Source organism: Amaricoccus macauensis (genome assembly GCF_014201905.1).
Taxonomy (GTDB): Bacteria; Pseudomonadota; Alphaproteobacteria; order Rhodobacterales; family Rhodobacteraceae; genus Amaricoccus; species Amaricoccus macauensis.
This window is the reverse complement of sequence record NZ_JACHFM010000002.1, coordinates 968,752-995,286: the sequence shown is the minus strand read 5'-3', so window position 1 is coordinate 995,286 and position 26,535 is coordinate 968,752. Positions and strand designations below refer to the sequence as shown.

At 67.9% G+C, this 26,535-nt stretch carries 25 protein-coding genes; 16 read left to right on the top strand and 9 right to left on the bottom strand.

Going from position 1 to position 26,535, the window contains the following annotated elements:
• Window positions 1-114: 114 nt before the first annotated feature.
• On the bottom strand, window positions 115-891 hold the full coding sequence (locus HNP73_RS12205) for a DeoR/GlpR family DNA-binding transcription regulator (protein WP_184149512.1): 777 nt from the start codon (window positions 889-891) through the stop codon (window positions 115-117).
• 99 nt (window positions 892-990) lie between these two features.
• Here HNP73_RS12205 and HNP73_RS12200 point away from each other — a divergent pair, with 99 nt between their 5' ends.
• Window positions 991-2,184 carry an MFS transporter gene (locus HNP73_RS12200; protein ID WP_184149509.1) on the top strand — a complete coding sequence of 398 codons (1,194 nt, stop codon included), beginning with the start codon at window positions 991-993 and terminating at the stop codon, window positions 2,182-2,184.
• On the opposite strand, the gene HNP73_RS23325 is transcribed toward HNP73_RS12200, so the two are convergent.
• Together HNP73_RS23325 and sbmA are read right to left on the bottom strand one after the other, a co-directional pair.
• The gene (locus HNP73_RS23325; protein ID WP_184149506.1) at window positions 2,177-4,120 is read right to left on the bottom strand and encodes an EAL domain-containing protein; all 1,944 of its coding nucleotides are present in this window, start codon (window positions 4,118-4,120) and stop codon (window positions 2,177-2,179) included. The two genes, HNP73_RS12200 and HNP73_RS23325, sit on opposite strands and share 8 nt — an antisense overlap.
• Before the next feature lie 233 nt (window positions 4,121-4,353).
• Window positions 4,354-5,628 (bottom strand): peptide antibiotic transporter SbmA, encoded by a 1,275-nt coding sequence (gene sbmA / locus HNP73_RS12190; RefSeq protein WP_184149503.1) that lies wholly within the window; start codon window positions 5,626-5,628, stop codon window positions 4,354-4,356.
• 256 nt (window positions 5,629-5,884) lie between these two features.
• Between sbmA and HNP73_RS12185 the strand changes: the two genes are divergently transcribed.
• The 6 genes from HNP73_RS12185 (at window position 5,885) to HNP73_RS12160 (ending at window position 11,356) form a co-directional block, all read left to right on the top strand.
• The gene (locus tag HNP73_RS12185; RefSeq protein WP_184149500.1) at window positions 5,885-6,751 is read left to right on the top strand and encodes an ATPase; all 867 of its coding nucleotides are present in this window, start codon (window positions 5,885-5,887) and stop codon (window positions 6,749-6,751) included.
• Window positions 6,748-7,788 (top strand): cation diffusion facilitator family transporter, encoded by a 1,041-nt coding sequence (locus HNP73_RS12180; RefSeq protein ID WP_184149497.1) that lies wholly within the window; start codon window positions 6,748-6,750, stop codon window positions 7,786-7,788. Before HNP73_RS12185 ends, HNP73_RS12180 begins: the two co-directional genes overlap by 4 nt.
• A gap of 30 nt (window positions 7,789-7,818) precedes the next feature.
• Window positions 7,819-8,736, top strand: coding sequence for a homoserine O-succinyltransferase (locus tag HNP73_RS12175; RefSeq protein WP_184149494.1), 918 nt, complete (start codon window positions 7,819-7,821; stop codon window positions 8,734-8,736).
• A 175-nt stretch (window positions 8,737-8,911) separates the two neighbouring features.
• The gene (gene ppk2 / locus HNP73_RS12170; RefSeq protein ID WP_184149491.1) at window positions 8,912-9,802 is read left to right on the top strand and encodes a polyphosphate kinase 2; all 891 of its coding nucleotides are present in this window, start codon (window positions 8,912-8,914) and stop codon (window positions 9,800-9,802) included.
• A gap of 137 nt (window positions 9,803-9,939) precedes the next feature.
• Window positions 9,940-10,413, top strand: a complete 474-nt coding sequence (locus HNP73_RS12165; protein ID WP_184149488.1) for an RDD family protein — start codon at window positions 9,940-9,942, stop codon at window positions 10,411-10,413.
• 121 nt (window positions 10,414-10,534) lie between these two features.
• Window positions 10,535-11,356, top strand: a complete 822-nt coding sequence (locus tag HNP73_RS12160) for an arginyltransferase (protein WP_184149485.1) — start codon at window positions 10,535-10,537, stop codon at window positions 11,354-11,356.
• Window positions 11,357-11,473: 117 nt separating this feature from the next.
• On the opposite strand, the gene HNP73_RS12155 is transcribed toward HNP73_RS12160, so the two are convergent.
• The 3 genes from HNP73_RS12155 to HNP73_RS12145 are packed head-to-tail and all read right to left on the bottom strand — an operon-like array spanning window position 11,474 to window position 14,628.
• A complete protein-coding gene (locus tag HNP73_RS12155) occupies window positions 11,474-12,562 on the bottom strand; it encodes a TRAP transporter substrate-binding protein (RefSeq protein ID WP_184149482.1) in 1,089 nt (362 codons plus the stop codon).
• A gap of 38 nt (window positions 12,563-12,600) precedes the next feature.
• The gene (locus HNP73_RS12150) at window positions 12,601-14,061 is read right to left on the bottom strand and encodes a TRAP transporter large permease (protein WP_184149479.1); all 1,461 of its coding nucleotides are present in this window, start codon (window positions 14,059-14,061) and stop codon (window positions 12,601-12,603) included.
• Window positions 14,062-14,088: 27 nt separating this feature from the next.
• Entirely contained in the window at window positions 14,089-14,628 is a 540-nt protein-coding gene (locus HNP73_RS12145; RefSeq protein WP_184149476.1) for a TRAP transporter small permease subunit, read from the bottom strand.
• 403 nt (window positions 14,629-15,031) lie between these two features.
• On the opposite strand from HNP73_RS12145, the gene HNP73_RS12140 reads away from it, so the two are divergent.
• The 7 genes from HNP73_RS12140 (at window position 15,032) to HNP73_RS12110 (ending at window position 22,909) form a co-directional block, all read left to right on the top strand.
• Window positions 15,032-16,786: an acetolactate synthase 3 large subunit gene (locus tag HNP73_RS12140; RefSeq protein WP_184149473.1), complete on the top strand. Its 1,755-nt coding sequence runs from the start codon at window positions 15,032-15,034 to the stop codon at window positions 16,784-16,786.
• A gap of 13 nt (window positions 16,787-16,799) precedes the next feature.
• Complete coding sequence (gene ilvN / locus HNP73_RS12135) at window positions 16,800-17,360, top strand: acetolactate synthase small subunit (protein ID WP_184149470.1); 561 nt, start codon at window positions 16,800-16,802, stop codon at window positions 17,358-17,360.
• A gap of 124 nt (window positions 17,361-17,484) precedes the next feature.
• Entirely contained in the window at window positions 17,485-18,918 is a 1,434-nt protein-coding gene (locus HNP73_RS12130) for an FAD-linked oxidase C-terminal domain-containing protein (RefSeq protein ID WP_184149459.1), read from the top strand.
• A gap of 268 nt (window positions 18,919-19,186) precedes the next feature.
• A complete protein-coding gene (locus tag HNP73_RS12125; protein WP_184150697.1) occupies window positions 19,187-20,311 on the top strand; it encodes an FAD-binding protein in 1,125 nt (374 codons plus the stop codon).
• Entirely contained in the window at window positions 20,311-21,600 is a 1,290-nt protein-coding gene (gene glcF, locus HNP73_RS12120; RefSeq protein WP_184149457.1) for a glycolate oxidase subunit GlcF, read from the top strand. Before HNP73_RS12125 ends, glcF begins: the two co-directional genes overlap by 1 nt.
• The gene (locus HNP73_RS12115; protein ID WP_184149455.1) at window positions 21,597-22,319 is read left to right on the top strand and encodes a trypsin-like peptidase domain-containing protein; all 723 of its coding nucleotides are present in this window, start codon (window positions 21,597-21,599) and stop codon (window positions 22,317-22,319) included. The genes glcF and HNP73_RS12115 overlap by 4 nt, the downstream gene beginning before the upstream one ends.
• Before the next feature lie 122 nt (window positions 22,320-22,441).
• Window positions 22,442-22,909 (top strand): Hsp20 family protein, encoded by a 468-nt coding sequence (locus HNP73_RS12110; RefSeq protein WP_184149452.1) that lies wholly within the window; start codon window positions 22,442-22,444, stop codon window positions 22,907-22,909.
• Window positions 22,910-23,142: 233 nt separating this feature from the next.
• Here the strand turns inward: HNP73_RS12110 and HNP73_RS12105 are convergent, their stop codons facing one another.
• Together HNP73_RS12105 and HNP73_RS12100 are read right to left on the bottom strand one after the other, a co-directional pair.
• Complete coding sequence (locus HNP73_RS12105) at window positions 23,143-23,505, bottom strand: hypothetical protein (RefSeq protein ID WP_184149449.1); 363 nt, start codon at window positions 23,503-23,505, stop codon at window positions 23,143-23,145.
• A complete protein-coding gene (locus tag HNP73_RS12100; RefSeq protein WP_184149446.1) occupies window positions 23,502-23,834 on the bottom strand; it encodes a rod-binding protein in 333 nt (110 codons plus the stop codon). Before HNP73_RS12100 ends, HNP73_RS12105 begins: the two co-directional genes overlap by 4 nt.
• 236 nt (window positions 23,835-24,070) lie before the next feature.
• On the opposite strand from HNP73_RS12100, the gene HNP73_RS12095 reads away from it, so the two are divergent.
• Window positions 24,071-25,198 (top strand): flagellar hook-length control protein FliK, encoded by a 1,128-nt coding sequence (locus HNP73_RS12095; protein ID WP_343063309.1) that lies wholly within the window; start codon window positions 24,071-24,073, stop codon window positions 25,196-25,198.
• A gap of 25 nt (window positions 25,199-25,223) precedes the next feature.
• Window positions 25,224-25,922 carry a flagellar hook capping FlgD N-terminal domain-containing protein gene (locus tag HNP73_RS12090; protein WP_184149440.1) on the top strand — a complete coding sequence of 233 codons (699 nt, stop codon included), beginning with the start codon at window positions 25,224-25,226 and terminating at the stop codon, window positions 25,920-25,922.
• Window positions 25,923-26,046: 124 nt separating this feature from the next.
• Here the strand turns inward: HNP73_RS12090 and HNP73_RS12085 are convergent, their stop codons facing one another.
• Window positions 26,047-26,286, bottom strand: coding sequence for a DUF3072 domain-containing protein (locus HNP73_RS12085; protein ID WP_184149437.1), 240 nt, complete (start codon window positions 26,284-26,286; stop codon window positions 26,047-26,049).
• Between the last annotated feature and the right edge of the window lie 249 nt (window positions 26,287-26,535).

Sequence of the window (26,535 nt, the reverse complement as noted above, 5' to 3'; positions counted from 1 at the left end):
GGTTTTCCGCAGGGCGGCAAGCGTCAGGCGATGGCCCGGATTCGGGCGGGAATCCGCCCTGTCGGGGCCGGCAAACGCCGGAAAATCCCGAGCCGCGGGCTTCGGTGCAGCGGCTCAGCCGGCGTGGTGGAGAACGGTGCCGTGCGCTGCGAAGGCCGCCAGCGTCTCCTCCGGTGCGTCGCCGCTGACCACGAGATGGGTGATCGCCTCGGGCGGGGCGACGCGGAATGGTGCCGCGGTCGCGAGCTTGTCGGTGGTGGCAGCGACGGCGAGGCCGAGGCTTGCCTCGGCCATGGCGCGCTTCACGTCCGTCTCGGCGGGATCGAACGCCGTGATGCCGAGGTCCGCGTCGATGGCGCAGGGGCCGAGGAAAAAGAGGTCCGCCCGGAGGCGGCGAATGGCGTCGATGGTGTCGGCGCCGAGGCAGGCGCCCCGGCTCGCGTCGTGGGTGCCGCCGAGCACGACGAGGCGGATGTCCTCGCGACTGGCGAGCGCGCCCGCGACGGAGAGCGAGTTCGTGGCGATGGTGAGGCCGAACCCCGCCGGGATGCCGGTGGCGATCGCCGTGGCGATGGCGGTGTTGGTGGTGCCCGCGTCGATCAGGATGGTCTGGCCGGGGGCGATGAGCGCGGTCGCGGCGCGCGCGAGCGCGGCCTTTTCAGGTGCTGCGATCCCGGCGCGGGTGCGCTCCGGCCCGGGTTCGGGCGCAGTCGTGAGGGGCAGGGCGCCGCCGTAGACCCGGCGGCAGGCACCGGCGCGGGCGAGGTCGCGCAGGTCGCGGCGCACGGTGTCTTCGGAGACGCCAAACTCGGCCGCGAGGCTGGCGGCAAGGACCCGGCCCTCGGTTGCGAGGCGGTCAAGGATCACGCCGTGGCGCTCGTCGGTCAGCATGGCTTCTAGGCCCGGCTCCAATTCTTGTTCGTGCATGTTCTTGCATGATTGAGCGCGTTGTGCAATCAGGGGCTCGGGGGATTTGCGGAGTCTACGGTGATGTTGAGGGGTTGGTTGCAGGAGCCCGAGCGGCGGGTCTATGCGGCATTCGCGATCTATTCGTTTGCGCTTGGAAGCATCTTTCCGCGCTTGCCGGACATCCAGTCGGGCATGGGCGTGGGCGAGGGGGCACTTGGCCTCGGGCTGATCGGCACGCCGCTCGGGACGCTGCTCTCGCTCACTTTCGCGCCGCCCTACCTGGAACGGATTGGATACCGGCGGGCGCTGATCGTGCTGATGCCGCTGATCGCGCTCTGCCTCGCGGTGGCGTCCTGGGCGCCGGACCCGCTGATGCTCTTCATCCTGTTGCTGCCGGCGGGCATCACCATCGGGTGCATCGAGGTGATCGTGAACGTCGAGGCCGATCGCACCGAGGCGCTGATCGGGCGTCGGATCATGAATCGCTCGCATTCGTTCTGGAGCTTCGGCTTCTTCGGCGCCGGGATCGCCAGCGGCGTGATCGCGCAGGTGGGCGTCTCGCCGCAGCTGCATCTCGGGCTCATGGTGCCGCTGGTGGCGGCGGCGACGACCTTCGTCTTCGCCGACTACCAGCCAGCGCCGATGCGGGCGAGCGAGCGCACGGCGGCCGCTGACGTGGCGGCGCCAACCTTCGCGCGGCCGACGGCGGCCATCCTCGTCCTCGTGGCGGTGACGCTCTCGGCGATGCTGATGGAGGGCGCGAGCCTCGACTGGTCGGCGATCTACATGCGCAACGTCTTCGATGCCTCGCCGCTGCTCTCGGGGCTGTCCCTCGCGATCTTCGCGGCGAGCCAGGCGCTGATGCGGTTCTACGCCGACGGTTTCGTCGATCGCTATTCGCCGTCCGACGTGGCGCGGACGCTGATCGCGATCATGGCGGCGGGCGTGCTCGTGGTCTTCTTCTCGCCGTTCCCGGCGCTTTCGCTCGCGGGCTTCGCGATGCTGGGCGTGGGGACGAGTGCGATCTTCCCGCTGGCGATGTCGGCGGCGGCGCAACGCACCGACCGGCCGGCGGCGATCAACGTGGCCTCGCTCGCGCAGATCTCGTTCGTGATCTTCCTGCTCGGGCCGCCGCTCCTTGGCTTCATCGCCGAGCACTGGGGGATCCGCTGGTCGTTCGGCATCGGTCTGCCGCTCATCGTGCTGAGCCTCGCCGCGAGCCGCGCGCTCGGCTATGCCGGGCCGCGGCGACAGTCGCCGCAAGCGGTCAACTAGCGGCGCGCGCCTCGGGTGCGGTGACGAGGGCGGCGGCGTCCGCGGCAGAGAGCGGCCGGTGGAACAGGAAGCCCTGAACCCAGTCGGTGCCGATGTCGCGGATGACGCTGCATTCGGCCTCGGTCTCGACGCCCTCGACCACGCTCACGATGCCGATGTCGCTCGCGAGCTTCACCACCGACTGCACCACGCGCCGGCTCATGTCGTTCATCTCGATGCCGGTGACAAAGGCCCGGTCGATCTTGATCTTGTGCAGCGGCAGGCGGTGGAGCTGGGCGAGGCTCGAATAGCCGGTGCCGAAGTCGTCGAGCGCGATCCGGGCGCCGAGTTCGATCAGCATGTGCAGCGAATCAAGCGTCGTCTCCCAGTTCTGCACCAGCGCGGTCTCGGTGATCTCGAAGTCGATGCGCCGGGGATCGACGCCGCTCTCGCGCACCGCGCGGCAGACCGCGGCGATCGCGTCGGACGACCCGACATCCTCCACGGAGAGATTGAAGCTCAGGCGCACATGCCCGGGCCAGGAGCGAAGCTCCGCGAGGGCCTTCGGCAGCATGACGCCGGTGATCTGCCCGACGACGCCCATGCGCTCGGCGAGGGGCACGAAGACGGCGGGCGAGACCGGCCCGAGACTCGGGTTGGTCCAGCGTGCGAGCGCCTCGAAGGCGCGGACTTCGCGGGTTCGCGCGTCAACGATCGGCTGGAACACCGGATAGAGCTCGTGCTCGAGATCAGCGGTGCGCAGCGCCTGCATGAGCACGCTTTCGCTGCGGATGCGGGTGCCGTGCTCGCTGGCGAACAGGATCGGCGCGCCACGCTGGCCCGATCGCTTGGCGTGGTAGAGCGCATAGTCCGCCCGATCGAAGAGCTCGCGGATGTTGCCGGCGTTCTCGGGCCAGGTGGCGAAGCCGATGGTGGCGGTGACGTTCGCGACCACGTTTCCGATCCGATACGGCACCGCGAGGCCGTCGCAGATCCTCTGGCCGTGGGCGAGCAACTCATCGGCCTCCATCGGGTGGCGCGAGATCAGCGCGAACTCGTCACCCCCGAGACGGTGGACGAGGAAATCGCCGCTCGCTTCCGTCTCGAGCCGCCTCGCGGCGGCGATGAGAAGCTGATCGCCCGCGCTATGGCCGTAAGCGTCGTTCACACCCTTGAAGCCGTCGAGATCGAGAATCCCGACAGCGACCCGGTGCCCGGGGCCGTCGTCCTGGGAGACGGATGCTTCAAGTGAGGTGAAGAACATGCGGCGGTTGGGGAGCTCGGTCATACTGTCGAGATTGGCCAGCCGGAGATTGTCGTCGCTGAGTTTCTGAAGCTCGCGGGTCTTCTCGACGATGTCGGCGGTCGAGGCGACCAGCCGCGCGAAGTCCGCGCCATAGCGCCGCATGATGAAGAGCATAGCGATGAGAACGAGAACATAGTTGACCGCGATGAGGATGAGCACGGTCTCGCCGCTCGTCGACAGCATCACGAAGAAGGCGAGCGCGGAAAGCCCCGAGACGGTCATGTTGACGCGGGGGGCCTGCATCAGGCAGGCGCCGCAGCCGATTCCGGTGAAGGAGACGTAGAAAGCGGCCTGCGCCTTGGTGAGCGGGTCGCCGTAGAACGCGAAGAACAGCGTTCCCCATCCCATGAAGACGATCGTGAACACGACGGCGAGGAGGTTCAGCCGCCGCATCTGCCGGCGCGCGGCCGCGCGGTCCATCGGGACGTCCCCCTGGCGGTGCCAGTGGACCAGCCTCGCGATGCAGATGGTGTTGCAGACGCTGGGCCAGATCACCCCGAGCCAGATTGGCGCATGGGGCGCCTGGACGAGCATGGTGAAGGTCGTGTTGACCACCAGAAGCCCATAGAGAAACGGCACTTGCCGCGAGAAGGTCGCGGCTTGTGCCACCTCCAGATCGATCTGGGGCAACTGACGAAAAGGTTCACCCACAGTACGAACTCCCGTGTCCTGCGTCGGCCTCGGCGTAGATCGAGCCATCGCCCGAAAAGGTGAATCCGGCGTGAAACGCCCCCCTGATACCGTCTCGGCAGGCCGTGGTGGCGGACTCCCTGCCTTGCAGGGAGTATCACGTCATATCAGTATCTTGCGACTAGATGCTCGCAAATGACTTTCGGCAGGCCGGTGGCATTGTCGGAGAATGCCACCTTTCGTCGTGCCGGACCTCAGCCGTCGATGAAGGGTGCATCCCCCCGGTCGCGCGCCGCGGCCAGGAAGTCGCGGTCGATCGAGGGCAGCACGTCGCCGTGGATCGTCGCCTCGAAGGCGCGCAGACGCTTGTAGATCGAGAGCAGCTCGACGACGGTCGTCCACGAGTTGACGAGATACTGAAACGAGTTGCGGACTTGTCCGAAGGCATTCAGGATCTGGTTCATCAGGCCGAGGGTGATCGCACCGGCGACAATGGCGGGGGCGAGCAGGAAATAGGCGAAGACGTTGTCGACCTGAAGGTAGAGGATCCGGGCAACGTTGAAATACATGTAGTGGAAATACAGGCGGAAATAGTTTCGCCGGACGTTGGCGAAGAGATCGCGCGCGGTCGGCGGATCGGCGCGGGACGGGTCATCCTCACCGTAGACGAGTTCCTTCCGGTACGCCGCTTCGACCCGCTGGTTGCGGAACTCGAGCCCGGGCAGCTTGATGCCGATGAGCGCGAGAAAGCCGGTACCGAAGGCGGACCAGAGCAGCGCCGCGGTGACGAGGGGCTGTGGAATGGCGCCAAGGATGGGAACTTCGGAGATCCCAGCCGAGAGATGGATGAGCACCGGCAGGAAGGCGATCAGCGTCATGATCGCGTCGAGCAGGCTGACGCCGAGGCTCTCGGTCGTGCTCGAGAACCGCATGGTGTCTTCCTGCACGCGCTGGGACGCGCCCTCGATGGTTCGGAGATCGGACCAGTGGCTCATGTAGTAGTTGTTCATCGCCGTGCGCCAGCGGAAGACATAATGGCTGACGAAGAAGAGCGAGAGCACGCCGACGACGACGGCAACCAGCGCGATCGAGAGAAACGACGCGATGCCTGCATAGAACTCGCCCAGGGTCACCGGCCGCGTCTTGCCGAGTGCTGCCTGGATCAGGTCGTAGAACGGGCCGTACCAGTCGTTGATCGCGACGGAGACCTGCACCTGGAAGTAGGTGGTGAAGAGGATCAGCGCCGAGCCGAGCACCGACCAGCGCCACCACGGATGCGGCGCGTAGAGCTGCCAGCCGAGGGCGAAGAGCCCGACCGCGACGATGTAGTAGAGATAGAACCACAGGAACGGGCCTGACCAGAAACGGCTGACCCCGATCGGCAGCGCGCCGTCCGCGGGGCCGGCGAAGCCGAGGCCGTCGCCGAGGCTGTAGCCGCCGAGATACCATCCGGCGACGCAGACGATGGCCCAGAGGACGGCTGACCAGAAGAAGAGCTTGGGCGGGTTGGGAAAGAACGAGATGAACACAGGCTGACGTCGCGCTCCGGCCGGGGGGCCAGGAGCGCGCAGCCCCCGGCGAAGCCTCCATTGACTCGTAAAATGGCAGAGTTGCAACGCCTTGCTGGGCCGGTTCACCCGGGAGTGAGGCGGGAGCCGTCGGGACAGCTCTCGTGGTGCGCGGCTTGTGCGCCGGTCGATGCGGGGTCTCGGGCGCCACGCTCGCTTGCAAGCCGCTGGCCGCGCGGCTAGGTCAGTCTCGACTGGCGCGACGGCGAGGGCCTTGATGATCTACGCGACCCCGGACGAATGGCTCGGTGCCCGGCACAAGCGCGTGGCGCTTTTCGGCATGTCGGGTCTCGGCAAGACCCGGATCGCGGCGATGCTGCGCGAGGAGGCGGAGTGGTTCCACTACTCCATCGATTTCCGCATTGGCACCCGTTACATGGGCGAGCACATCGTCGACAACTTCAAGCGCGAGGCGATGCGCAACCGTTTCCTGCGCGAGCTTCTGCGGTCGGATTCGATCTTCATCGCCTCGAACATCAGCTTCCACAATCTCGCGCCGCTCTCGACCTACCTCGGCAAGCCGGGCGACCCGGACAAGGGCGGCATTCCCTTCGACGAATATCTCCGCCGTCAGCGCCAGCACCGCGAGGCCGAGATCGCCGCAACCCGGGACGCGGTGCCGTTCATCGGCAAGGCGCAGGAGATCTACGGCTACGACCACTTCGTCTGCGACACCTCAGGCTCGCTCTGCGAGGTGGTGGACCCGGAGGATCCGGCCGATCCGGTGATGGTCGATGTTGCCGGCGCAACGCTGCCGGTCTGGTTTCGCGGGACCGAGGCCGATCTTGAGGAGCTGTGCCGTCGCTTCGACCGGGCGCCGAAGCCGATGTATTATCCCGAGAGTTTCCTGACGAAGCTCTGGACGAGCTACTGCACCGAGCGCGGTGTCCGCCCGGACGCGGTCGATCCCGACGATTTCATCCGCCACGGCTTCCGGGCGCTGATGGCGCACCGCCTGCCGCGCTATCAGGCGATGGCCGACCGCTGGGGGGTGACGGTAGAGGCCACGGAAGTCGCGTCCGTGCGCGATCCGGCGGATTTCGACGCGCTGATCGCTGCCGCGATCGCCCGCCGGACGGCATGAGCCGGGAGCACGACAGCAACGACCCAGATCGCCACTCGGACGGCGGCAGTCACCGCGACCACGGGCACGACCATGGTGACGCGCACGATCATGCCGGCCACAGCCACCATCATGTGGCGAACGCCGGCAATGCCCGGGCGATCGGCCTGGCGGCGTTCCTCACCGGCAGCTTCATGCTGGTGGAGGTCGTGGGCGGGCTGGTTGCAGGCTCGCTGACGCTTCTCGCCGACGCGGGCCACATGGCGACCGATTTCGCGGCACTCGCCATGGCGTGGCTCGCGTTCCGGGTGGCGCGGCGCCCCGCCGACCGGACGCGCACCTACGGCTTTGACCGGCTGGCAGTGATGGCGGCCTTCATCAACGGCATCGCGCTTTTCGTCGTCGCGGGCTGGATCGTCATCGAGGCGGTGCGCCGGCTCGGGACGCCGCACCCGGTCGAGGGCGGCCTGATGCTGGTGGTGGCCGCGGTCGGGCTTCTGGTGAACATCGCCGCGTTCTGGGTGCTGTCGCGGGGAGATCGCAGCAATCTCAACGTCCGGGCCGCGTTTCTTCACGTGGTGAGCGACATGCTCGGCTCGGTCGGTGCGATCCTTGCGGCGCTGATCATCCTCGCCACCGGCTGGACGCCGATCGACCCCATCCTCTCGGTGCTCGTCTCGGTCCTGATCCTGCGACACGCGTGGGGCGTGGTGCGTGACAGCGGCCACATCCTGCTCGAAGGCACGCCGCCCGACTTCGACGCAGGTGCGGTTGCCGGCGATCTCACCACCGCGGTGCCCGAGGTGCGCGAGGTCCGCCACCTCCACGCCTGGTCGATCAGCGAGGAGCGGCCGGTGGTGACGCTCGAGGCGCTGCTCGCCGTCGGCGCCGACCCGGAGCGGACGCGCCAGCGGGTGAAGGCGCGGCTCGCCGAACGCTTCGGTTTCAATCACGCGACCGTCGAGGTGATCGCGGCTGACGGGATCGTCGCAGAGGTGCGACACGAAACCACGTTTGTGCACGGGGAGTTGCCGCGCGGCGGCTCAGAGCCTATCTAGGCGCTCCCGACCCCCGAGGCGTTCAGTCCCATGCCCATCAAGATCCCCGAGACCCTGCCCGCCTTCGACGTGCTCCGGCACGAGGGCGTCATGGTCATGTCGGAAGATGCGGCGCTCCGGCAGGACATCCGGCCGTTGCAGATCGGGCTTCTCAACCTGATGCCGAAGAAGGTGCAGACCGAGACGCAGTTCGCCCGCGTCATCGGCACGACGCCGCTGCAGATCGAGCTCACGCTCATCCGCATGAGCGAGCATCAGTCGAAGAACACCTCCGCCGCGCATCTCGAGGCGTTTTACCAGCCGTTTTCCGAGGCGCGGAAGCGGCGGTTCGACGGGCTCATCATCACCGGCGCGCCGATCGAGCATCTCGATTTCGAGGCGGTGAGCTACTGGGACGAGCTGCGCGAGGTCTTCGAGTGGACCCAGACCAACGTCCAGTCCACCATGGCGGTGTGCTGGGGTGGCATGGCGATGCTGCACCACTTCCACGGCGTGCCGAAACATGCGCTGCCGGCCAAGGCGTTCGGCTGCTTCACGCATCACGCGGTGGCACCCTCGGCAACGGTGCTGCAGGGCTTCTCCGACAGCTTCGTGATCCCGGTCAGCCGCTGGACCGAGGTGCGCAACGAGGACGTGGCGCTGCACCCTGATCTGCGGGTGCTGCTGGATTCCGACGACGTCGGCCCGGCGCTGGTCGAGGATCGCGGACACCGCGCCTACTACATGCTGAACCACCTCGAGTACGAGTCGACGACCCTGCGCGAGGAGTACGACCGCGACGTGGCCGCCGGCGGCACCGTGCCGCTGCCGTGGGACTACTTCCCCGAGAATGACCCGGCCCGGGAGCCGGAGAACCGGTGGCGCAGCCACGGTCATCTGCTCTATGGCAACTGGATCAACGAGATTTACCAGTCGACCCCCTACGACATTACCACGATCGGCGGCTGAGCGGAGGCACCCTCCCGGCCGGCGGAATCAGGGGCGGCTACCGGCTCCGGCGGGCGCCCGCCCCGATGATCTCTGAAAATACGCGGATTCCAGTTGGTTGTCTGACTCCACTCAGCTGATTGCCCCACCTGTCGGGAAGCGTCATAGTTGTCGCACAAGCTGAGGAGCGCGCGACGTGGCAGAGGCGGACAGTGACAAGCCGTTCGACGGGGCGGTCAGCCGCTACATAAAGAAGAAGGCGCCGAAGGAAATCCGGGAGGCGCTGGAGAAGGCGGGCAAGCACGATATCCTCGATCCGGGCTACCCGTACCGCAAGGAGCTCGACGACAAGGAATACGAGGACGCCTTTCACGCCTGCCAGCTCGAACTGGTGAAGATGCAGACTTGGTTCCGGGCCGAGGGCAAGCGCATCGTCATCGTCTTCGAGGGCCGCGACGCCGCCGGCAAGGGCGGGGCGATCAAGGCGGTCCGCGAGAACCTGAACCCGCGCTGGACACGCGACGTGGCCCTCGCCGCGCCATCGGACGTGGAGCGCGGGCAGTGGTACTTCCAGCGCTACGTGGCGCATCTTCCCACGCGGGGCGAGCTCGTGCTCTTCGACCGTTCCTGGTACAACCGGGCGATTGTCGAGCATGTGTTTGGCTGGTGTACCGACGAGGAACGCGAGCGGTTCTTCCGCGAGCTTCCGAGTTTCGAGGACATGCTGGTCCGGGACGGCATCATCTTCATGAAGCTCTGGCTCGCCATCAGCCGTGCCGAGGAACTCCGGCAGTTCCTGCAGCGCGAGAGGGATCCGCTGAAGCAGTGGAAGCTCAGCCCGACCGACATCGAGGGGCTGGCGAAGTACGACGATTTCACCACCGCCATCGCCGAGACCTTCGTGCGCAGCAACACGCCGATCGCACCCTGGACGGTAATCCTGAGCGAGGACAAGCGGCGGGCGCGGCTTGCGGCAATGCAGTCGATCCTCTCCCGGCTCGACTATCCCGGCAAGGCGGTGACGCCGCCCGATCCGGCGATCTGCGGCGGGCCGGAGCTTCTTGCCGAGCGCAAGCCCGCAGGCTGAGCGCCGCGGTCTTGCGCGGGGCCACGGCGCTTCCCATCTTTCCCGGGACCGGCCCTTGCGGGACGGCCCCGAGATGACGGCCCCGAGATGACGGCCCCGAGATGACGGCCCCGAGACCACGGCCCGAGAGGACTGCGATGTATGCCAGCGACGTGACCGGCCCGATGTCAGGGCTCCCCGATCCGGTGCGAGAGCCCGAGTTCTATCGTGGCGTGCCGATGCGGCGTTTCGTCGCCTGGCTGATCGACCTCGTGATCGTGATCGCGATCGGCGTGCCCCTGGCGCTGGTGTTCGGCGTCTTCACCCTCGGCTTCGGCTTCGCACTCTTTCCCGCGATCGTGACCGCGATCGCGTTCGCCTACCGGACCCTGACGCTGGCCAACGGCTCCGCCACCTGGGGCATGAAGTTCTGCGGAATCGAGTTCCGGCGGGGCGACGGATCGCGCTTTGACTTGCCGACTGCGGGGTTGCACACCCTGATCCAGACCGTTGCCTTCACCTTCTTCGTGCTTCAGATGATCAGTTGCGCGACGATCCTCGCGACGCGCTACGGCCAGAGTCTGCCCGACCTCATCCTCGGGACGACGGCGCTGCACAGGCCCGTGGACTGACCCCGTGGGCTGAGCCGAACCGCAGGGACGGCGCCGTGCGTTCATGGTTCCCGGAGAATCCTGTTGCCCGGCGCTCGGCGGTGTTGATACGCTTCGGCGCAAAGGGGGAACCGACCGGGACATGCGCCACAGTCTGCCGCAGTCGCACCAGTTCTATGTAACGGCACCGCAGCCTTGCCCGTATCTGCCGGGCAAGGTTGAGCGGAAGCTGTTCACCGCCCTGCAGGGCGAGGGTGCGTGCCATCTGAACGACGTTCTGTCGCATCAAGGCTTCCGCCGTTCGCAGAACGTGCTCTACCGGCCGTCCTGCGCCGGGTGTTCGGCCTGCCTTTCGGCTCGGATCGTCGTCCGCGACTTCCAGCCAACGCGCGGCCAGCGGCGGGTTCTTCGGCGCAACGCCGATCTGGAGCGCATCGCGCGGAGCCCCTGGGCGACCGAGGCGCAGTACAGCCTCTTCCGGCGCTACCTTGATGCGCGCCATGCCACCGGCGGCATGGCAGACATGGACATGAACGAATTCGCGGCGATGATCGAGGAGAGCCCGGTCAGAAGCCGGGTGATCGAGTATTACCGGCCGCGCGATGGCCAGCCGCGGCGCGAGCTGACGGCGGTCTGCCTGACCGACATCCTCTCGGACGGGGTGTCGATGGTCTATTCGTTCTTCGATCCCTCGCTCGATGCGCGCAGCCTCGGGACCTACATCATCCTCGACCACATCCGCCTCGCGGCGGAATCGGGCCTGCCTTACGTCTATCTCGGCTACTGGGTGCCCGGGAGCGCGAAGATGGACTACAAGGCGCGCTTCCAGCCGCTCGAGATCTTCGCCGAAAGCCGTTGGGCGCTTGCGACCGAGACCGACACCGCCACGCTGGCGCGGCGTCGTGGAGACCGGCCGGCGATCAGCGAGCAGGTCGCGGCCATCGAGTTGCCCTCGACGAAGTAGGCGGCAGGCGCGTCCCTCAGACAAATCCCGCCGGTAGTTCCCGCAGCCAAACGCCGGGGCCGGGTCCAGCGGGGGTCGTGTCCGGCCGAAGCTGTCGCCTCGGCCGGTACCGGGTCGTCAGCCCTTGGTGCGGTTCCTGATCTGGAAGGTGTCGAAGGAATACTCCGCCACCTGGAACCAGAGATAGCCCTCGCTCCGGAAGGCCTTCTGGCTGTCGTAGATCGTCTTGAAGTCGGCGTTGGTCGCGGTCAGTTCGTCATAGACCTCGTTCGACGCCGCATACGCCGCCTCGACCACGTCCTGCGGGAAGGCCTTCAGCTTGGCGCCGCCGGCGACGAGCGAGCGCAGCGCCTCGGGATTGCGGTAGTCGTACTTCGCCAGCATGTCGATGTTGGCGTTCGCCGCGGCGTTCTGCAACACCGCCTGATATTCCGGCGGCAGGGCGTTCCACTTCTCGAGGTTGACGAAGAAGTGGACGGTCGGGCCACCCTCCCAGAAGCCGGGATAGTAGTAGTAGGGCGCCACCTTGTAGAAGCCGAGCTTTTGGTCATCGTAGGGGCCGACCCACTCCGCCGCGTCGATGGTACCGCGCTCGAGCGCCGGGTAGATGTCGCCGCCCGGGATCTGCTGCGGCACGACGCCAAGCTTCTCCATGACCTTGCCAGCGATGCCGGCGATGCGCATCTTCACGCCGTCGAGATCGGCGACGTTGGTGATCTCCTTGCGATACCAGCCGCCCATCTGGGTGCCGGTGTTGCCGCCGGGCATGCTGAAGAGACCGTGCTTGGCATAGAAGGTGTTCAGCAGGTCGTTGCCGCCGCCTTCGATCAGCCAGGCGTTCATCAGCCGCGCGTTCAGCATGAACGGCGTCGCGGTGCCGAGCGCGAAGGTCGGATCCTTGCCCCAGTAGTAGTACGAGCAGGTGTGCGCCATCTCGATGGTGTTGGTGCCGACCGCCTCGGCCGCCTGCGCCGTGGGGACGATCTCGCCCGCCGGGAACACCTGGATCTCGAAGTTGCCGTTCGTCATGGTCTTCACCTGCTCGGCAAAGACCTCGGCCGCCCCGTAGATCGTATCGAGCGAGCGCGGGAAGCCCGACGTGAGGCGCCACTGGAACTTGGTCGCGGTCTGGGCGAGCGCGGGCGTGGCGAGCGCCGCGACGGCGCCGCCGCTGGCGGCCGCCTTCAGAAAGTTGCGTCTCTTCATCGGTTCCTCCTTGACGGTTGGACTGGCCGTGGGTCGGCCTATTGGTTGGGCGGACTGCCAAGGTCGAGCGACGGCGGACCGAAATCGAGATCCGGTGCGCCGAGGTCGTCCCCGCCGGGAATGCTCAGGCTGTCGAGTTCATGCTCCACCGCGCTTTCGTCCATCTGAACGTGCTCGCCCAGCCAGTACGTCACCGACTCCGGCCAGAAGACGAGCGTGAACACCACGATGAGCTGGAGACAGATCCAGGGGATCGAGCCCCAGTATATGTCCCGGCTTTTCACCTCCTTCGGCGCGATGCCCCGCAGGTAGAACAGCGCGAAGCCGAAGGGTGGATGCATGAACGAGGTCTGGATGTTCACGCACAGCAGGAGACCGAACCAGACCATGTTGATGTCGAGCGCGTGCGCCGTGGGCAGCAGCATCGGCACGACGATGAAGCAGATCTCGAAGAAGTCGAGGAAGAACGCCAGAAAGAAGACGAACACCATGACGAAGAGCAGGAATCCCGTCCGGCCGCCCGGCAGGCTGGAAAGCATGTGCTCGATCCAGCGGCCGCCGTTCACGCCCTGGAAGACGAGGCTGAAGACCGTCGCGCCGATCAGGATGAAGACCACCATCGACGTGATCCGCGCGGTGGTCTGCATCGCCTGCCAGACGAGAGTCTTCGAGAAGCGGCGGTGCAGGACGGAGAGCAGGATCGCCCCGACCGCGCCCATGGCGCCAGCCTCGGTCGGCGTGGCGAGGCCGAGGAAGATCGTGCCGAGCACGAGGAAGATCAGCACGAGCGAGGGCACCATGCCCCAGGCGACCTTGGCGACGAGCGCCCAGCCGTGGAGCGTGCGCGCCTCCACCGGCAGCGCCGGCACGAGTTGCGGGCGGAAGATCGCCAGCGCGAGAATGAAGAGCAGGAACGCACCCACCTGCAGCATCGAGGGGCCGATCGCACCGAGGTACATGTCGCCGACCGAGACGCCGAGCTGGTCGGCCAGGATGATGAGCACGAGGGACGGCGGAATCACCTGCGCGATCGTCCCGGAGGCGGCGATGACGCCGGTGCCGACGCGCATGTCGTAGCCATACTTCAGCATGACCGGCAACGAGATCATGCCCATGGCGATCACCGAGGCGGCCACCGTCCCGGTCACGGCACCGAGGACGGCGCCGACGAGAATGACGGCGAACGCGAGACCGCCGGGAAATGGCCCGAAGAGCTGCCCGGCGCCTTCGAGGAGGTCTTCCGCCAGCCCGCTGCGTTCGAGCACCGCCCCGAGGAACGTGAAGAAAGGGATGGCGAGCAGCAGGTCGTTCGACATGATGCCGAACGTCCGGTAGGGCAGGGCCTGCAGGAACTCCGGCCCGAAGTAGCCGGTATGGATCGCGAGGGCGCCGAAGAAGAGGCCGAGCGCCGAGAGCGAGAACGCCGCCGGGAAGCCAATGAGCAGGAAGCAGATCAGCCCCGCGAACATCGTCGGGGCCATCAGGCCGTATTCAAGCATCGCGACCCCTCTGTCGGATACGCACGATCACTGAAGAGGTCTCTCGTATTCGACCACCTCGTCGGTCAGGCCGCGCAGGGCCGCGAGCCGCTTGATCCACTCGGCGATACCCTGAAGGAAGAGGAGCATCAGCCCGAACGGCAGCAGGAACTTTACCGGCCAGAGCATCAGGCCGCCGGCGTTCGACGAGTGTTCGCCGCTCGTGAAGCTCGTCATGAAGAATTCGAGCGCGAAGAAACCGATGACGAGCACGGAAGGGATGAGAAAGAGCGGAATGCCGAGCAGGTCGATCCAGAGCTTCCGCCGTTGCGGAGCGTTTCCATAGAAGAGATCGACCCGCACGTGCTCGTTCAGACGGAACACGTTGGCGGCGCCGAGCAGGAAGATGCCGGAGAACATCTGCCACTGGATCTCCAGCCATGCATTGGAACTGAGGCTGAAGAGGTACCGCGAGACCGCGTTGCCCGCGCTGACAAGGCAGGCGAGCAACACCAGCCAAGCCGAGATCCACCCGAAAAAGGTGCTGATCCTGTCGATTCCACCGGCGAGGCGGAGCAGGCCCTTCATGCATATCCTCCCCTGCCGGCCCGTGCGACGCTATCGTGCGTCATTCTGTCCTGCATGCTGGCGATTCTGGTAACGACTGTCGTTTGTTGTGGCAAGCGGACTGGGCCGCTTGACGCTACGTCCTTCTGCGAGCGCGCAACAAAAGATCGGAATCCCCGGCGCGCGGGCAATTTCTTGGGCAGAAGCTGGTTGACGCCAGGTCGGCCAAAGCGTATGGGAACCCTCTGCGGAGGGTTAATTCGACAATGTTCGAGGCTGTACTTATCGTTGGACGGCGCGGAGAACGGACGGGGGCCTGAGGCTCACGAACGTGACCGCGCCATGGCCCCCCGAGAGGGGGTTTTTTTATGGCTGTTGCCCGGGCGGGACGAGGATCGGCGGGCGGGGAATCGGAGTGGTGGAGATGAAGCGAGCGATGACGGGCGCCGAGATGGTCGTCCAGGCGCTGAAGGACCAGGGGGTTGATACGGTCTTCGGCTATCCGGGCGGGGCAGTGCTCCCGATCTACGACGTACTTTTCCAGCAGAACGACATCCGCCACATTCTCGTGCGCCATGAGCAGGCCGCGACCCATGCGGCGGAGGGCTACGCGCGCTCGACCGGCAAGCCCGGGGTCTGCCTCGTCACCTCCGGGCCCGGTGCCACGAATGCCGTCACCGGCCTGACCGACGCGCTGATGGACTCGATCCCGATCATCGTGCTGACCGGGCAGGTTCCGACCTTCCTGATCGGCAACGACGCCTTCCAGGAGGCTGACACCGTCGGCATCACCCGGCCCTGCACCAAGCACAACTGGCTGGTGAAGGAGACCGACCGGCTCGCCGAGACGATCCATCAGGCGTTTCACGTCGCCATGACCGGCCGGCCGGGGCCTGTCCTCGTCGACATCCCGAAGGACGTGCAGTTCGCCACGGCCGACTACACGGCGCCTGACGAGGCGCGGGTCATGCATTACCAGCCGCAGACCAGGGGCGATTCCGGCGCGATCCTCGCTGCCGTCGAGGCTCTGGAGAAGGCGGAGCGGCCGGTCATCTATTCTGGCGGCGGCGTCATCAATTCCGGACCGGAGGCGTCACGGCTCCTGCGCGAGCTCGCGGCGGAGACCGGCTTTCCGGTGACCTCGACCCTGATGGGCCTCGGCGCCTATCCGGCGTCGGGCGAGGCGTGGATCGGCATGCTGGGCATGCACGGCACCTACGAGGCGAACTGGACCATGCATGACTGCGACGTCATGCTGGCGATCGGCGCGCGCTTCGACGATCGGATCACCGGGCGGACGGATGCCTTCAGCCCCGGTTCGCTCAAGATCCAGATCGACATCGACCCGTCGTCGATCAACAAGAACATCCACGTGCAGATCCCGATCGTCGGCGACGTCGGCACCGTGCTGACCGAGATGCTGCGCATCTGGCGCGAGCGTGGCTCGAAGACCCGCTCCGAGGCGGTGGCGAAGTGGTGGCGGCAGATCGAGCTCTGGCGCGGGCGGGACTGCCTCGCCTACCGGAACTCCGACAAGGTCATCAAGCCGCAGTACGCGCTGGAACGGCTCGAGGCGCTGACCCGCGACCTCGACCGCTACATCACCACCGAGGTCGGCCAGCACCAGATGTGGGCGGCGCAGTACCTGAAGTTCGAGGATCCGAACCGCTGGATGACCTCCGGCGGCCTCGGCACCATGGGCTACGGCCACCCGGCCTCGATCGGCGCCCAGCTCGCGCATCCCGATGCCCTCGTCATCAACGTGGCGGGCGAGGCGAGCTGGCTCATGAACATGCAGGAACTCGGCACCGCGGTGCAGTACCGCCTGCCGGTCAAGCAGTTCATCCTGAACAACGAGCGCCTCGGCATGGTTCGCCAGTGGCAGGAACTGCTGCACGGCGAGCGCTATTCCTCGTCGTGGTCCGAGGCGCTGCCCGACTTCGTGAAGCTGGCCGAGGCCTTCGGTGCGAAGGGCATCCTCGTCACCGATCCCGCGAAGCTCGATGATGCGATCCGCGAGATGATCGAGCATCCCGGGCCGGTGGTCGTCGATTGCCTGGTCGAGAAGCACGAAAATTGCTACCCGATGATACCGTCGGGCAAGGCGCACAACGAGATGATCCTCGGAGAGGACGCCACCGCGGGCGCCATCGAGGCTGGCGGCGCGGTTCTGGTCTGAGGGGAACGGTAAGATGAACGCACTTGCGATCCAGAAGGGCGCGAGCCGCCACAGCGCCTACGATCTCGTCAACCCGTTCGACGAGCGCGAGGAGACCCACACGCTCGCGATCCTCGTGGACAACGAGGCGGGCGTGCTCGCCCGGGTGATCGGGCTCTTTTCCGGCCGGGGTTACAACATCGACAGCCTTACGGTGGCCGAGACCGACCACGAGGGACACCTCAGCCGGATCACCATCGTGACCACAGGTACCAAGGCGGTGATCGAGCAGATCAAGGCACAGCTCGGCCGCCTCGTGCCGGTCCATGACGTACACGACCTGACGGTCGAGGGCCCGGCGGTGCAGCGCGAGCTCGCGCTCATCAAGGTCGCGGGCACCGGCGAGCGCCGGCTGGAGGCGATGCGCACCGCGGAAATCTTCCGTGCCCGCGCGGTCGACACGACGCTCGAGAGCTTCGTCTTCGAGATCACCGGCGCGCCGGAGAAGGTGGATGCCTTCATTGCGCTCATGCGCCCGCTCGGCCTCGTCGATGTGGCCCGCACCGGCGTCGCGGCCATCGCGCGCGGGGCCTGACGGCCCGCCGGTACGCTTCGACCGTTGCGGTGCCCTCGGACCGCGACGGTGCGACACGCTTGGCAATCACACCACGCGAGCCTAGGCTGAAGGGGAACCAACTCCCCTGAATGCGAGTGGCCCCATGCAGATGCCCGAACCGAATGCCGCCATCCTCGCCCGCAAGGCCGAGATCGTGCGGGGGTTGCAGCGGCTTTTGCCAACAGACGCGGTGATCCATGCGCCGGAGGAAGTGCGGGCCTATGAGTGCGATGCTCTGACGGCCTATCGCTGCCCGCCGCTCGCCGTGGTGCTCCCGACCTCGACGGCGCAAGTCTCGGCGATCCTCGCCTACTGTCATGGCGAAGGCGTCAAGGTGGTGCCGCGCGGCGCGGGCACGAGCCTCGCGGGCGGCTCGCTGCCGACGGCGGACGCGGTGCTGCTCGGGGTGGCACGGATGAACCGCGTGCTCGAGACCGATTACGAGAACCGGCTGATCCGGGTCGAGACCGGCCGCACCAACCTCAGCGTCACGGCGGCGGTGGAGGAGGACGGATTCTTCTACGCCCCCGATCCGTCGAGCCAGCTCGCCTGCGCCATCGCCGGCAACATCGCGATGAATTCCGGCGGCGCGCACTGCCTGAAGTACGGGGTGACCACCAACAACCTGCTCGGCGTCACCATGGTGCTGATGGACGGCACCGTGATCGAACTCGGCGGCGGCCATCTCGACTCGGGCGGCCTCGATCTGCTCGGGGTCGTCTGCGGCTCCGAGGGCCAGCTCGGCGTGGTGACCGAGGCGACGCTCAGGATCATCGCGAAGCCCGAGGGCGCGCGGCCCGTCCTGCTCGGCTTCTCGTCGAACGAGGTCGCGGGCGCCTGCGTCTCCGACATCATCCGCGCCGGCGTCCTGCCGGTGGCGATCGAGTTCATGGACCGCCCGTGCATCGAAGCGTGCGAGGCCTTCGCGAAGGCCGGCTATCCTGACGTCGAGGCGCTGCTCATCATCGAGGTGGAAGGCTCGGAGGCCGAGATCGAGGATGGTCTGGCGCGCATCGTCGCGATCGCCGAGCGGCATTCACCGGACGTGATCCGTGAGAGCCGGTCGGCGGAGGAGAGCGCGCTGATCTGGAAGGGCCGCAAGTCGGCGTTCGGGGCGATGGGGCAGATCGCCGATTACATCTGCCTCGACGGGACGATCCCGGTGAGCGAGCTGCCGCTGGTGTTGCGCCGGATCGGCGAGCTGACCGCGAGCTACGGGCTGCGGGTGGCGAATGTCTTCCACGCCGGCGACGGCAACATGCATCCGCTCATCCTCTACAACGCGAACGCCCCCGGCGATCTCGACAAGGCCGAGGCGCTCGGCGCCGACATCCTGAAGCTCTGCGTCGAGGTGGGCGGCTGTCTCACCGGCGAGCACGGCGTGGGGGTGGAGAAGCGCGACCTGATGGAAGTGCAGTACGGGCCGGCGGATCTCGAGGCGCAGCTTCGGGTGAAGGACGTCTTTGACCCCGGGTGGCTCCTGAACCCCGCCAAGGTGTTTCCGCTCGCGGTCTCCGCACCCCGGCGGGCGGCGTGAGCGCCACGGGCCGGGAGGACGGCGTCGGGGGGCATCGAGCCCCCCTCCGCCGTCGTCGGCTGACGCCGCCGGCGCGCTGCTTCGACGACCCGTATGGTTGCGGGGACGGGACGCGGCCTTTGCCGCGACAGGGAGCGCGCGATGCGCGCGAGGATTTCTTTGCTTCTTTTCCCGCTGTTGCGGGAAAAGCGACTGCTCTCCAGGTTTCAAGGCCGTATGAAGCCCGGGGGCGAGACTGGCGGACGGAGGGAGGTCAGTGAGCGCGGGGTTGCTGCCGGAGAGTGAGGCGGAGCTGGCCGAGATGGTGCGCGCGGCCGGGGCCGCGGGCAAGGGGCTCGCGATCCGGGGCGGTGGCACACGGGGTATTGGTCGGGCGATCGAGGGGACGCCGCTGTCGCTCGGCGGGCTGGCTGGCATCACGCTCTACGAGCCCGGCGCGCTGACGCTCGTCGCCCGTGCGGGCACGCCGGTCGAGGAGATCGAGGCGGTGCTGGCCGCCGAGGGTCAGCGGCTGCCGTTCGAGCCATGGGATGGCCGGGCGATGGCGGGGGCGAACGGCGTGCCGACGGTGGGCGGGCTTGCCGCCACCAACGCCTCGGGGCCGCGGCGCATCGAGGTCGGTGCCGCGCGTGACAGCATGATCGGTGTGCGTTTTGTCGACGGCACCGGCGCGGTGGTGCGCAACGGGGGCCGGGTGATGAAGAACGTCACCGGGCTCGATCTCGTCAAGCTGCTTGCCGGCAGCCATGGCACCCTTGGCATCCTGACCGAGGTGGCGTTCAAGGTGTTGCCCGCTTCGATGGAGACCGCGTCGCTGGTCTTTGACGGGCATGACCTGGAGACCGCTGGCCACGCGATGCGGGCAGCACTCGCCACGCCCTACGGGGTGTCGGGGGCGGCGCATGGGGGCGGGCGCACGTGGCTGAGGATCGAAGGGTTTCCCGCCTCGGTCGCGCACCGCACGAAGGCGCTTGGCAGCGCGCTCGCGCGGTTCGGGTCGGGCCGTGTCGAGCCGGGGCCGGGCGACTGGGCGGCGATCCGCGACGTGACGGCGTTCGCCGGGCGGCAGGGGGCGCTCTGGCGCATCTCGGTCAGGCCGAGCGATGGGCCGGGGGTGGCGGCGCGTCTCGCGCCGGCAGAGGTCATGCTCGACTGGGCCGGTGGCCTCGTCTGGGCGCTGGCGCCGGAGACGATGGACGTGCGGGCGGCGCTCGGCGTGCCGGGGCACGCAACGCTCATGCGGGCGAGTGAGGCGGCGAAGACGGCATGGGGGGTGTTTCACCCCGAGCCCGGCCCGGTGGCGGCGCTCTCGGCCGGGCTTCGCGCCCGGTTTGATCCGCAGGGAATTCTCAATCCGGGGCTCATGGCGGCACCGGCGAAGGTGGCGGCCTGATGCAGACGAATTTCACCCCCGAGCAGCTCAAGGATCCGGCGGTTGCGCGGTCGAACCAGATCCTGCGGACCTGCGTGCATTGCGGCTTCTGTACCGCCACCTGTCCGACGTATCAGGTGCTGGGCGATGAGCTCGACAGCCCGCGGGGGCGCATCTACCTCATCAAGGACATGCTCGAGGCGGGACGGCCGGCGGACGCGCGGACCGTCAAGCACATCGACAGGTGTCTCTCCTGTCTCTCCTGCATGACCACCTGTCCGTCGGGGGTGCACTACATGCATCTCGTCGATCACGCGCGGGCACACATCGAGAAGACCTATCGCCGGCCGCCGATGGAGCGGGCGCTGCGCAGCGTGCTGGCGGCGATCCTGCCCTATCCGCGGCGGTTCCGCATGGCGCTGCGGGCCGCGCGGCTCGGCAAGCCGTTCGCCGGGCTGATGCCGGCGCAGCTCAGGGCGATGCTCGCCTTCGCGCCGTCGCGTCTGCCGGCATCGAGCCCGCTCGACCGGCCGCAGGTCTTTCCCGCTGATGGTGGTCGGAGGAAGCGCGTGGCGCTGCTGACCGGCTGTGCCCAGCGGGTGCTCGACACCGAGATCAATACGGCGACGATCCGGCTCCTCACGCGGCACGGCTGTGAAGTGGTGGTGGCGGAGGGGATGAGCTGCTGCGGCGCGCTGGTGCATCACATGGGGCGTGAGGACGATGCGCGCGGGGCGGCGGCGCGCAACGTCCGGGCCTGGATGCGTGAGGTGCGCGCGGGCGGGCTCGATGCCATCGTGGTGAACACCTCCGGCTGCGGCACGATGGTGAAGGACTATGGCCATCTCTTCGCCGACGGGACGCTTGCCGAGGACGCGGCGACGGTGGCGGGGCTCGCGCGCGACGTGAGCGAGGTGATGGCCGAACTCGGGGTGACGCCGACCGAGGACGTGGGCGGGCTGCGGGTCGCCTATCACGCCGCCTGTTCGCTGCAGCACGGCCAGCAGGTGCGGACGGCGCCGAAGACGCTCCTGAAGGCAGCGGGATTCGAGGTGGTGGAGCCGCGCGACAGCCATCTCTGCTGTGGCTCGGCCGGCACCTACAACCTTCTGCAGCCCGAGATCGCCGGCAAGCTGCGGGAGCGCAAGGTCGCGACGATCGAGGAAACCGCGCCGCAGGTGGTGGCGGCGGGAAATATCGGCTGCATGGTGCAGATCGGCTCGGGGACGGCGCTGCCCGTCGTCCACACCGCGCAGTTGCTCGACTGGGCGACGGGCGGCCCGCGGCCCGCGGCGCTCGCCGTCCCGTGATCCGCGCCGTCGCCGGGCTCGTCCTCGCGCTGCTGCTTTCGGCCGGGATGCTGGCAGAGGCCGCGCCGGGGCGACGGATGCTCTCGGCTGACGAGGCGGTGCCGTTCCGGGCTGTCGGGCGGGTGAACATCGCCGGTGCGCGGTTCTGCACCGGAACACTGATCGCGCCGGATCAGGTGCTGACGGCGGCGCACTGTCTCTATCACCCGCGCACCGGGGCGCTGGTGCCGCCCAAGGAAATCCGCTTCGTGGCGGGGCTTCGGATCGACAGGAAGGCGGCACAGCGGCGCGTGGTGCGCGCTGTGCCCGACCCGGATTTCAGCTTCGGGCGCGCGGGGCCGAGTGGGGTGCAGTCGGATCTGGCGGTGCTCTACCTCGCGGTACCGATCCCGGCCAAGGCGGCGGTGCCGTTCGGGACGGGACCGCTCGGGCGCGGGCCGCTCGCCATCGTCTCCTATGGCAGGGACCGCCCGCAAGCGCCGTCGATCGAGGCGCCCTGCGGTGTGATTTCGCCCTATGGCGGGGGGCTGGCGGTGGATTGCGCCGTGACGGAGGGCGTCTCGGGCGCACCGGTCTTTCAGGGCGAGGGGGCTGCGCGGCGGGTCGTTGCGGTGGTCTCGGCCATGGGGCGCACGGTCGGCGGCGGCGGGCGCGACGTGGCGCTCGCGGCCCGTGTGGAGCCGGCGCTCGACCGATTGCGCGATCTCGCAGACCCTTGAAACCCGCTGAGGGCTATCCCAAGTACGGAGCGTCCGGGGCCGATCATCGGCCCGGATGGAGAAGACGAGGACCTGTCCATTGGAAGGTCCGATCCATGTATCGCTTCGTGAAGGATGCAAGCATGCGCCACTTTGACTTTTCCCCGCTCTATCGCTCGACTGTCGGCTTCGATCGTCTTGCCAATGTTCTCGACCAGGCACTGTCGTCCGACGTGACGCAGAATTCCTATCCGCCCTACAACATCGAGAAGACTGGCGATGACGCCTATCGCATCACGCTCGCGGTTGCCGGTTTCGCTGACGCCGAACTGAGCGTCGAGGTGCGCGACGGCCAGCTGATCGTGACCGGACGCAAGGCCGAGGCCGAGGAGAAGACCAACGTCCTGCACCGCGGCATTGCCACGCGCGCCTTCGAGCGCCGCTTCCAGCTCGCGGATCATGTGCGCGTCGTCGAGGCGGTAACCGAGAACGGCCTGCTGCACGTCAGCCTCGTGCGCGAGATCCCCGAGGCGCTGAAGCCCCGCAAGATCGAGATCAGCGGCACCAAAGCCCTTGAGGCCCAGCCGGTGGAGGCTCAGGCGGCAGCTTGACGCCTGACTGCTTGACAGCTCAACTGCCGTTGATGACGGCTGAAGTGGAGGCCCGCTCTCGAGAGCGGGCCTTTTTCGTGGCCGGCAACGGAACGGGGCCGGTGCAACGGGTCACCGGCGTTGCGAGGGTCAGGACGCGTGCGTTAACGTTAAGCGGTCAGCAGGCATTCACCGCCGGACCCATTCTGGCTACGCTCATGTCCGGGGGCGCTCCGGCGTTAACCATACCGCCGTCAGGCGCGGTGGTCGCGTGTCGTCTCAGGGGAGCGCACCGCGACCGGGGCGCCGGCTGCGGTGTAGGTGCGGAGCTCGCCACATTCCCTGGCGATCTCGTCGATCCGGGCGATCCCCGAGCGGACGCCGGCGAGCGAGGCGAGGATCAGCCGGCTGTTGCGCTCGGCGCGGGCCTTCAACGCGGTGAGGAAGGCTTCCGGCAGGTCGGTCTCGCTTTCGAGGATCTCGGCGACCGCGGCCTCGCGTTGCTCGACGATGGCCTTCAGGCCGGTCAGCGGCCCGTTCAGGATCAGCCGGCGCTCGAGGTCGAGCAGCCTGAGGACGCGCGCGTAGCGGGCGGAGGTGAGGATCCGGGCGATCATGTGCCGCTCTCCCTGTGCTTGATGACGTCGAAGATGCGTTCGGCGAGGCCGATGCCGCCGCGAGCCGCGAGGAGTTTCGCGTATTCTTCAGTGAGGAGGCTGCCGAACGCCTCCTCGCCGACACCGCCGCCGAAGCTCTCGGACCGGGCATTGAGGCCGGTGTATTTCAGCATCTCGGCGAGAAAGCTCGCCTCAAAGCCTTCCGCCACCTTGTGGGCGGCGGCATCGCGGGCGGCATCGGGCGCCGCTCTCGCGGTATCAGGCGCCGCTCTTGCGGTGCCGCCCGGCGGCTGGCGCATGCCGAGGGCAGGGAGGGGGGAAATCTGCATCTGCGGCTCCGGCCGTGGGGGCGATGCCGGGACCATGACGCTCCGCCGGTAAAGATATCGTAACGCTTGCCGCGCAACACCGGACCAGTCCCCACGCGCTTCTCGGAGATGCGATGCTCGCCCCGGACCAGGCCCTCGCCGGCCCCAAGCCCATCTCCCGACCGACTGCCCCTTCGGCGCCAGCCGGCAGTGCGACAGCGGCGGCCGGTCCGACCGCTGGGGAGGCGGCGTTGAGTGTGCTTCCCGTCTTCGATCTCCTGGCGGACGTCGCACAGCCTGTCGCGCAGCCTGCGGCCCGTGGAGTTCCGCTGCCGCACGGCAGGCCGGACGGGCGCCCGGTCGAGGCGCCGGCCCCGCCCGACCCCGAGACCTCCGGCGGCGCGGAGGCAATCGTCGCGGGTGTCACATGGCCCATCGCCTCCCCGTCGATCGCCCCCCAAGCGATCGCCCCCCAAGCGATTGCCCCCCAAGCGATTGCCCCGGAGGCGCAAGCGCCGGTTGCGGCGCCTGCCGTCGATCCGCGCGCGCCGGAGCCGGGGATGCCGGGCCGATCGCTCGTGGCGCCCGAACTGGTGCGCGGACCAGTCCTCGCGTCGGTTTCGGTGCCGGACGCCGTCGCGCCGCCGGCGCCGGGTTCCGCTCCGGCGACACTGGCGTTGCCGCCCGCGCCTGCCGCCCAGCCAGCCCGGCCGGTCGAACCCGGGGATGACGTCGCCGCGGCGGAGGCGCGCGGCGACACGCAGACCGTCGGCCGTCCGGTGCAGCCCGGCGCGGACACGGCCACGTCCGTCGCGGGCATGGCTGTCGCCAGTGCGGCGACGCCGGGCCCGACGCTGACGCCGACGACGCCAGTTCCGGGAGTCGTCGGCTGGCAGTTCGTTCCGCAGCCGGCTGCGGGGTCCGCGTCCGCGCCCGCGCCAGAGGCGGCTCCGCTTGCGCCGGACCCGCAGGTGCGGCCGGAGGCGCTGGCCGGTCAGGTGGCGGTCGCGGTCGGCAAGGGCGGGCACGCTGCCCGCAAGGTCGAGTTGCGCCTTGATCCGCCCGAGCTCGGCCGGGTCGAGATCCACCTCAGCCCGACCGAGAAGGGCGGCATGCAGGCCATCGTTCTGGCGGAGCGCCCGGAGACCCACGACCTCCTGCGGCGGCACGCCGACGTCCTCGCGCGCGAGCTCGGCAACGCCGGCTATTCCGACGTCAACCTCAGCTTCAGCGCCGGCACCGATGCGGGCGTCGGACGCGGCCTCCCCGCGCCGATCCCTGAGCGCGCCGCCTTCGCTCTTGCCACGGGGGATGCACCCGCCTCCGGCCCGGCGGTGTCCCTCCCGCAGCCCCGCGTCGACGGCGCCCTCGACATTCGCCTCTGAAAGGCGCCTCTGAAAGGATCGACCCATGTCCGTGAGCAGCCCCGGCCCCGTGCCAACGCCCGTGCCAACCTTCACGGCCGGCACCCCGGTGACGGCAAAGACGAAGGCTTCGGCGACTGATCCGAGCGACAAGGCAAAGACCGCGATCAACGCCGATTTCGATACGTTCCTGAAGCTCCTCACCACCCAGATGCAGAATCAGGATCCGTTGCAGCCGATGGAGTCGACGCAGTTCGTCGCGCAGCTCGCCAGCTTCTCCGCGGTCGAGCAGCAGATCCGCACCAACGATCAGCTCGGAAGCATCTTCGGCGCGCTCTCCACCGGGAATGCCAACCTCGCCGAATGGATCGGCCGGGAGGTGCGGGCACCGCAGAGCGCGGATTTCACCGGCCAGCCGATCGAGGTCGATGTCACCGCGACGCCGGGAGCCGACAGGACTGTCCTCGTCGTGACGAACGACTTCGGTCGGGAAGTGTCCCGCACGCCGGTCGATGCAACGTCGGGAAGCGTGACGTGGGACGGCACCGACTCGCTCGGCACCACGGTCGCGGATGGTCGCTATGGCTTCAGGCTCGACAGCTACGACGGCGATGCGCTCCTCGGCAGCGACACCGGCCGGGTCTTTGCTCCCGTGGAAGAGGTGCGCATCGTCGACGGCTCGCCGATGCTCGTTGTCGGAGACGGTACCCAACTCGCGCTCGACGAGGTGAGCGCCGTCCGCTAGCGGTCGCAAGCGTCAGATGGTCTGGATCTCGCGGCAATTCAGCGCCCCGGCGCTGATGCGCCGGTTCTGCCGGATCGGCTTTCCGCTTTCCGCCCGCCGGTCGGCGCTGGGCTGCGCCCGGCGGTCAGCTCGCGATCTGCGGTTTCAGCTGGTCGATGAGTTCGGCCGCCGCCGCCTTCGTCAGGGTCTGGTCGAAATCAACGCCGGCCTCGGCGCAACGCACCCTGAGATAGGCTGCCTCCTCGCGGCTCATGCGTTCGTCCCCGGTTACCCAGTCCCGGGGATTCTTCGATGTGTTGGCATACTCGGCAGGGTCCGGGTCGCCGGTCTTGCTGGGGATGGCATCGTCGGGATCGTCGATCATCGAGGGTGAAGTCCTTTGCTGCTCATGTAACGCTTCACGATGCTTCAGGGTTCCGCCGCGTTGCCTCAAGGACACATCCGATGAGATGTTCGTTACAACGCCTGCCACGGTCCTGAAACCGCGGTCGAGGACGAGTATGTTACACGGACCGTGGCCGGACCGCGGGGTAACGCTCTAGACCGGAGTACTGAGTGATGGATCGTGGCGAAAAGAAGCCGCCAGCGGCACCGCAGAAGCCGGCGCCGAAGC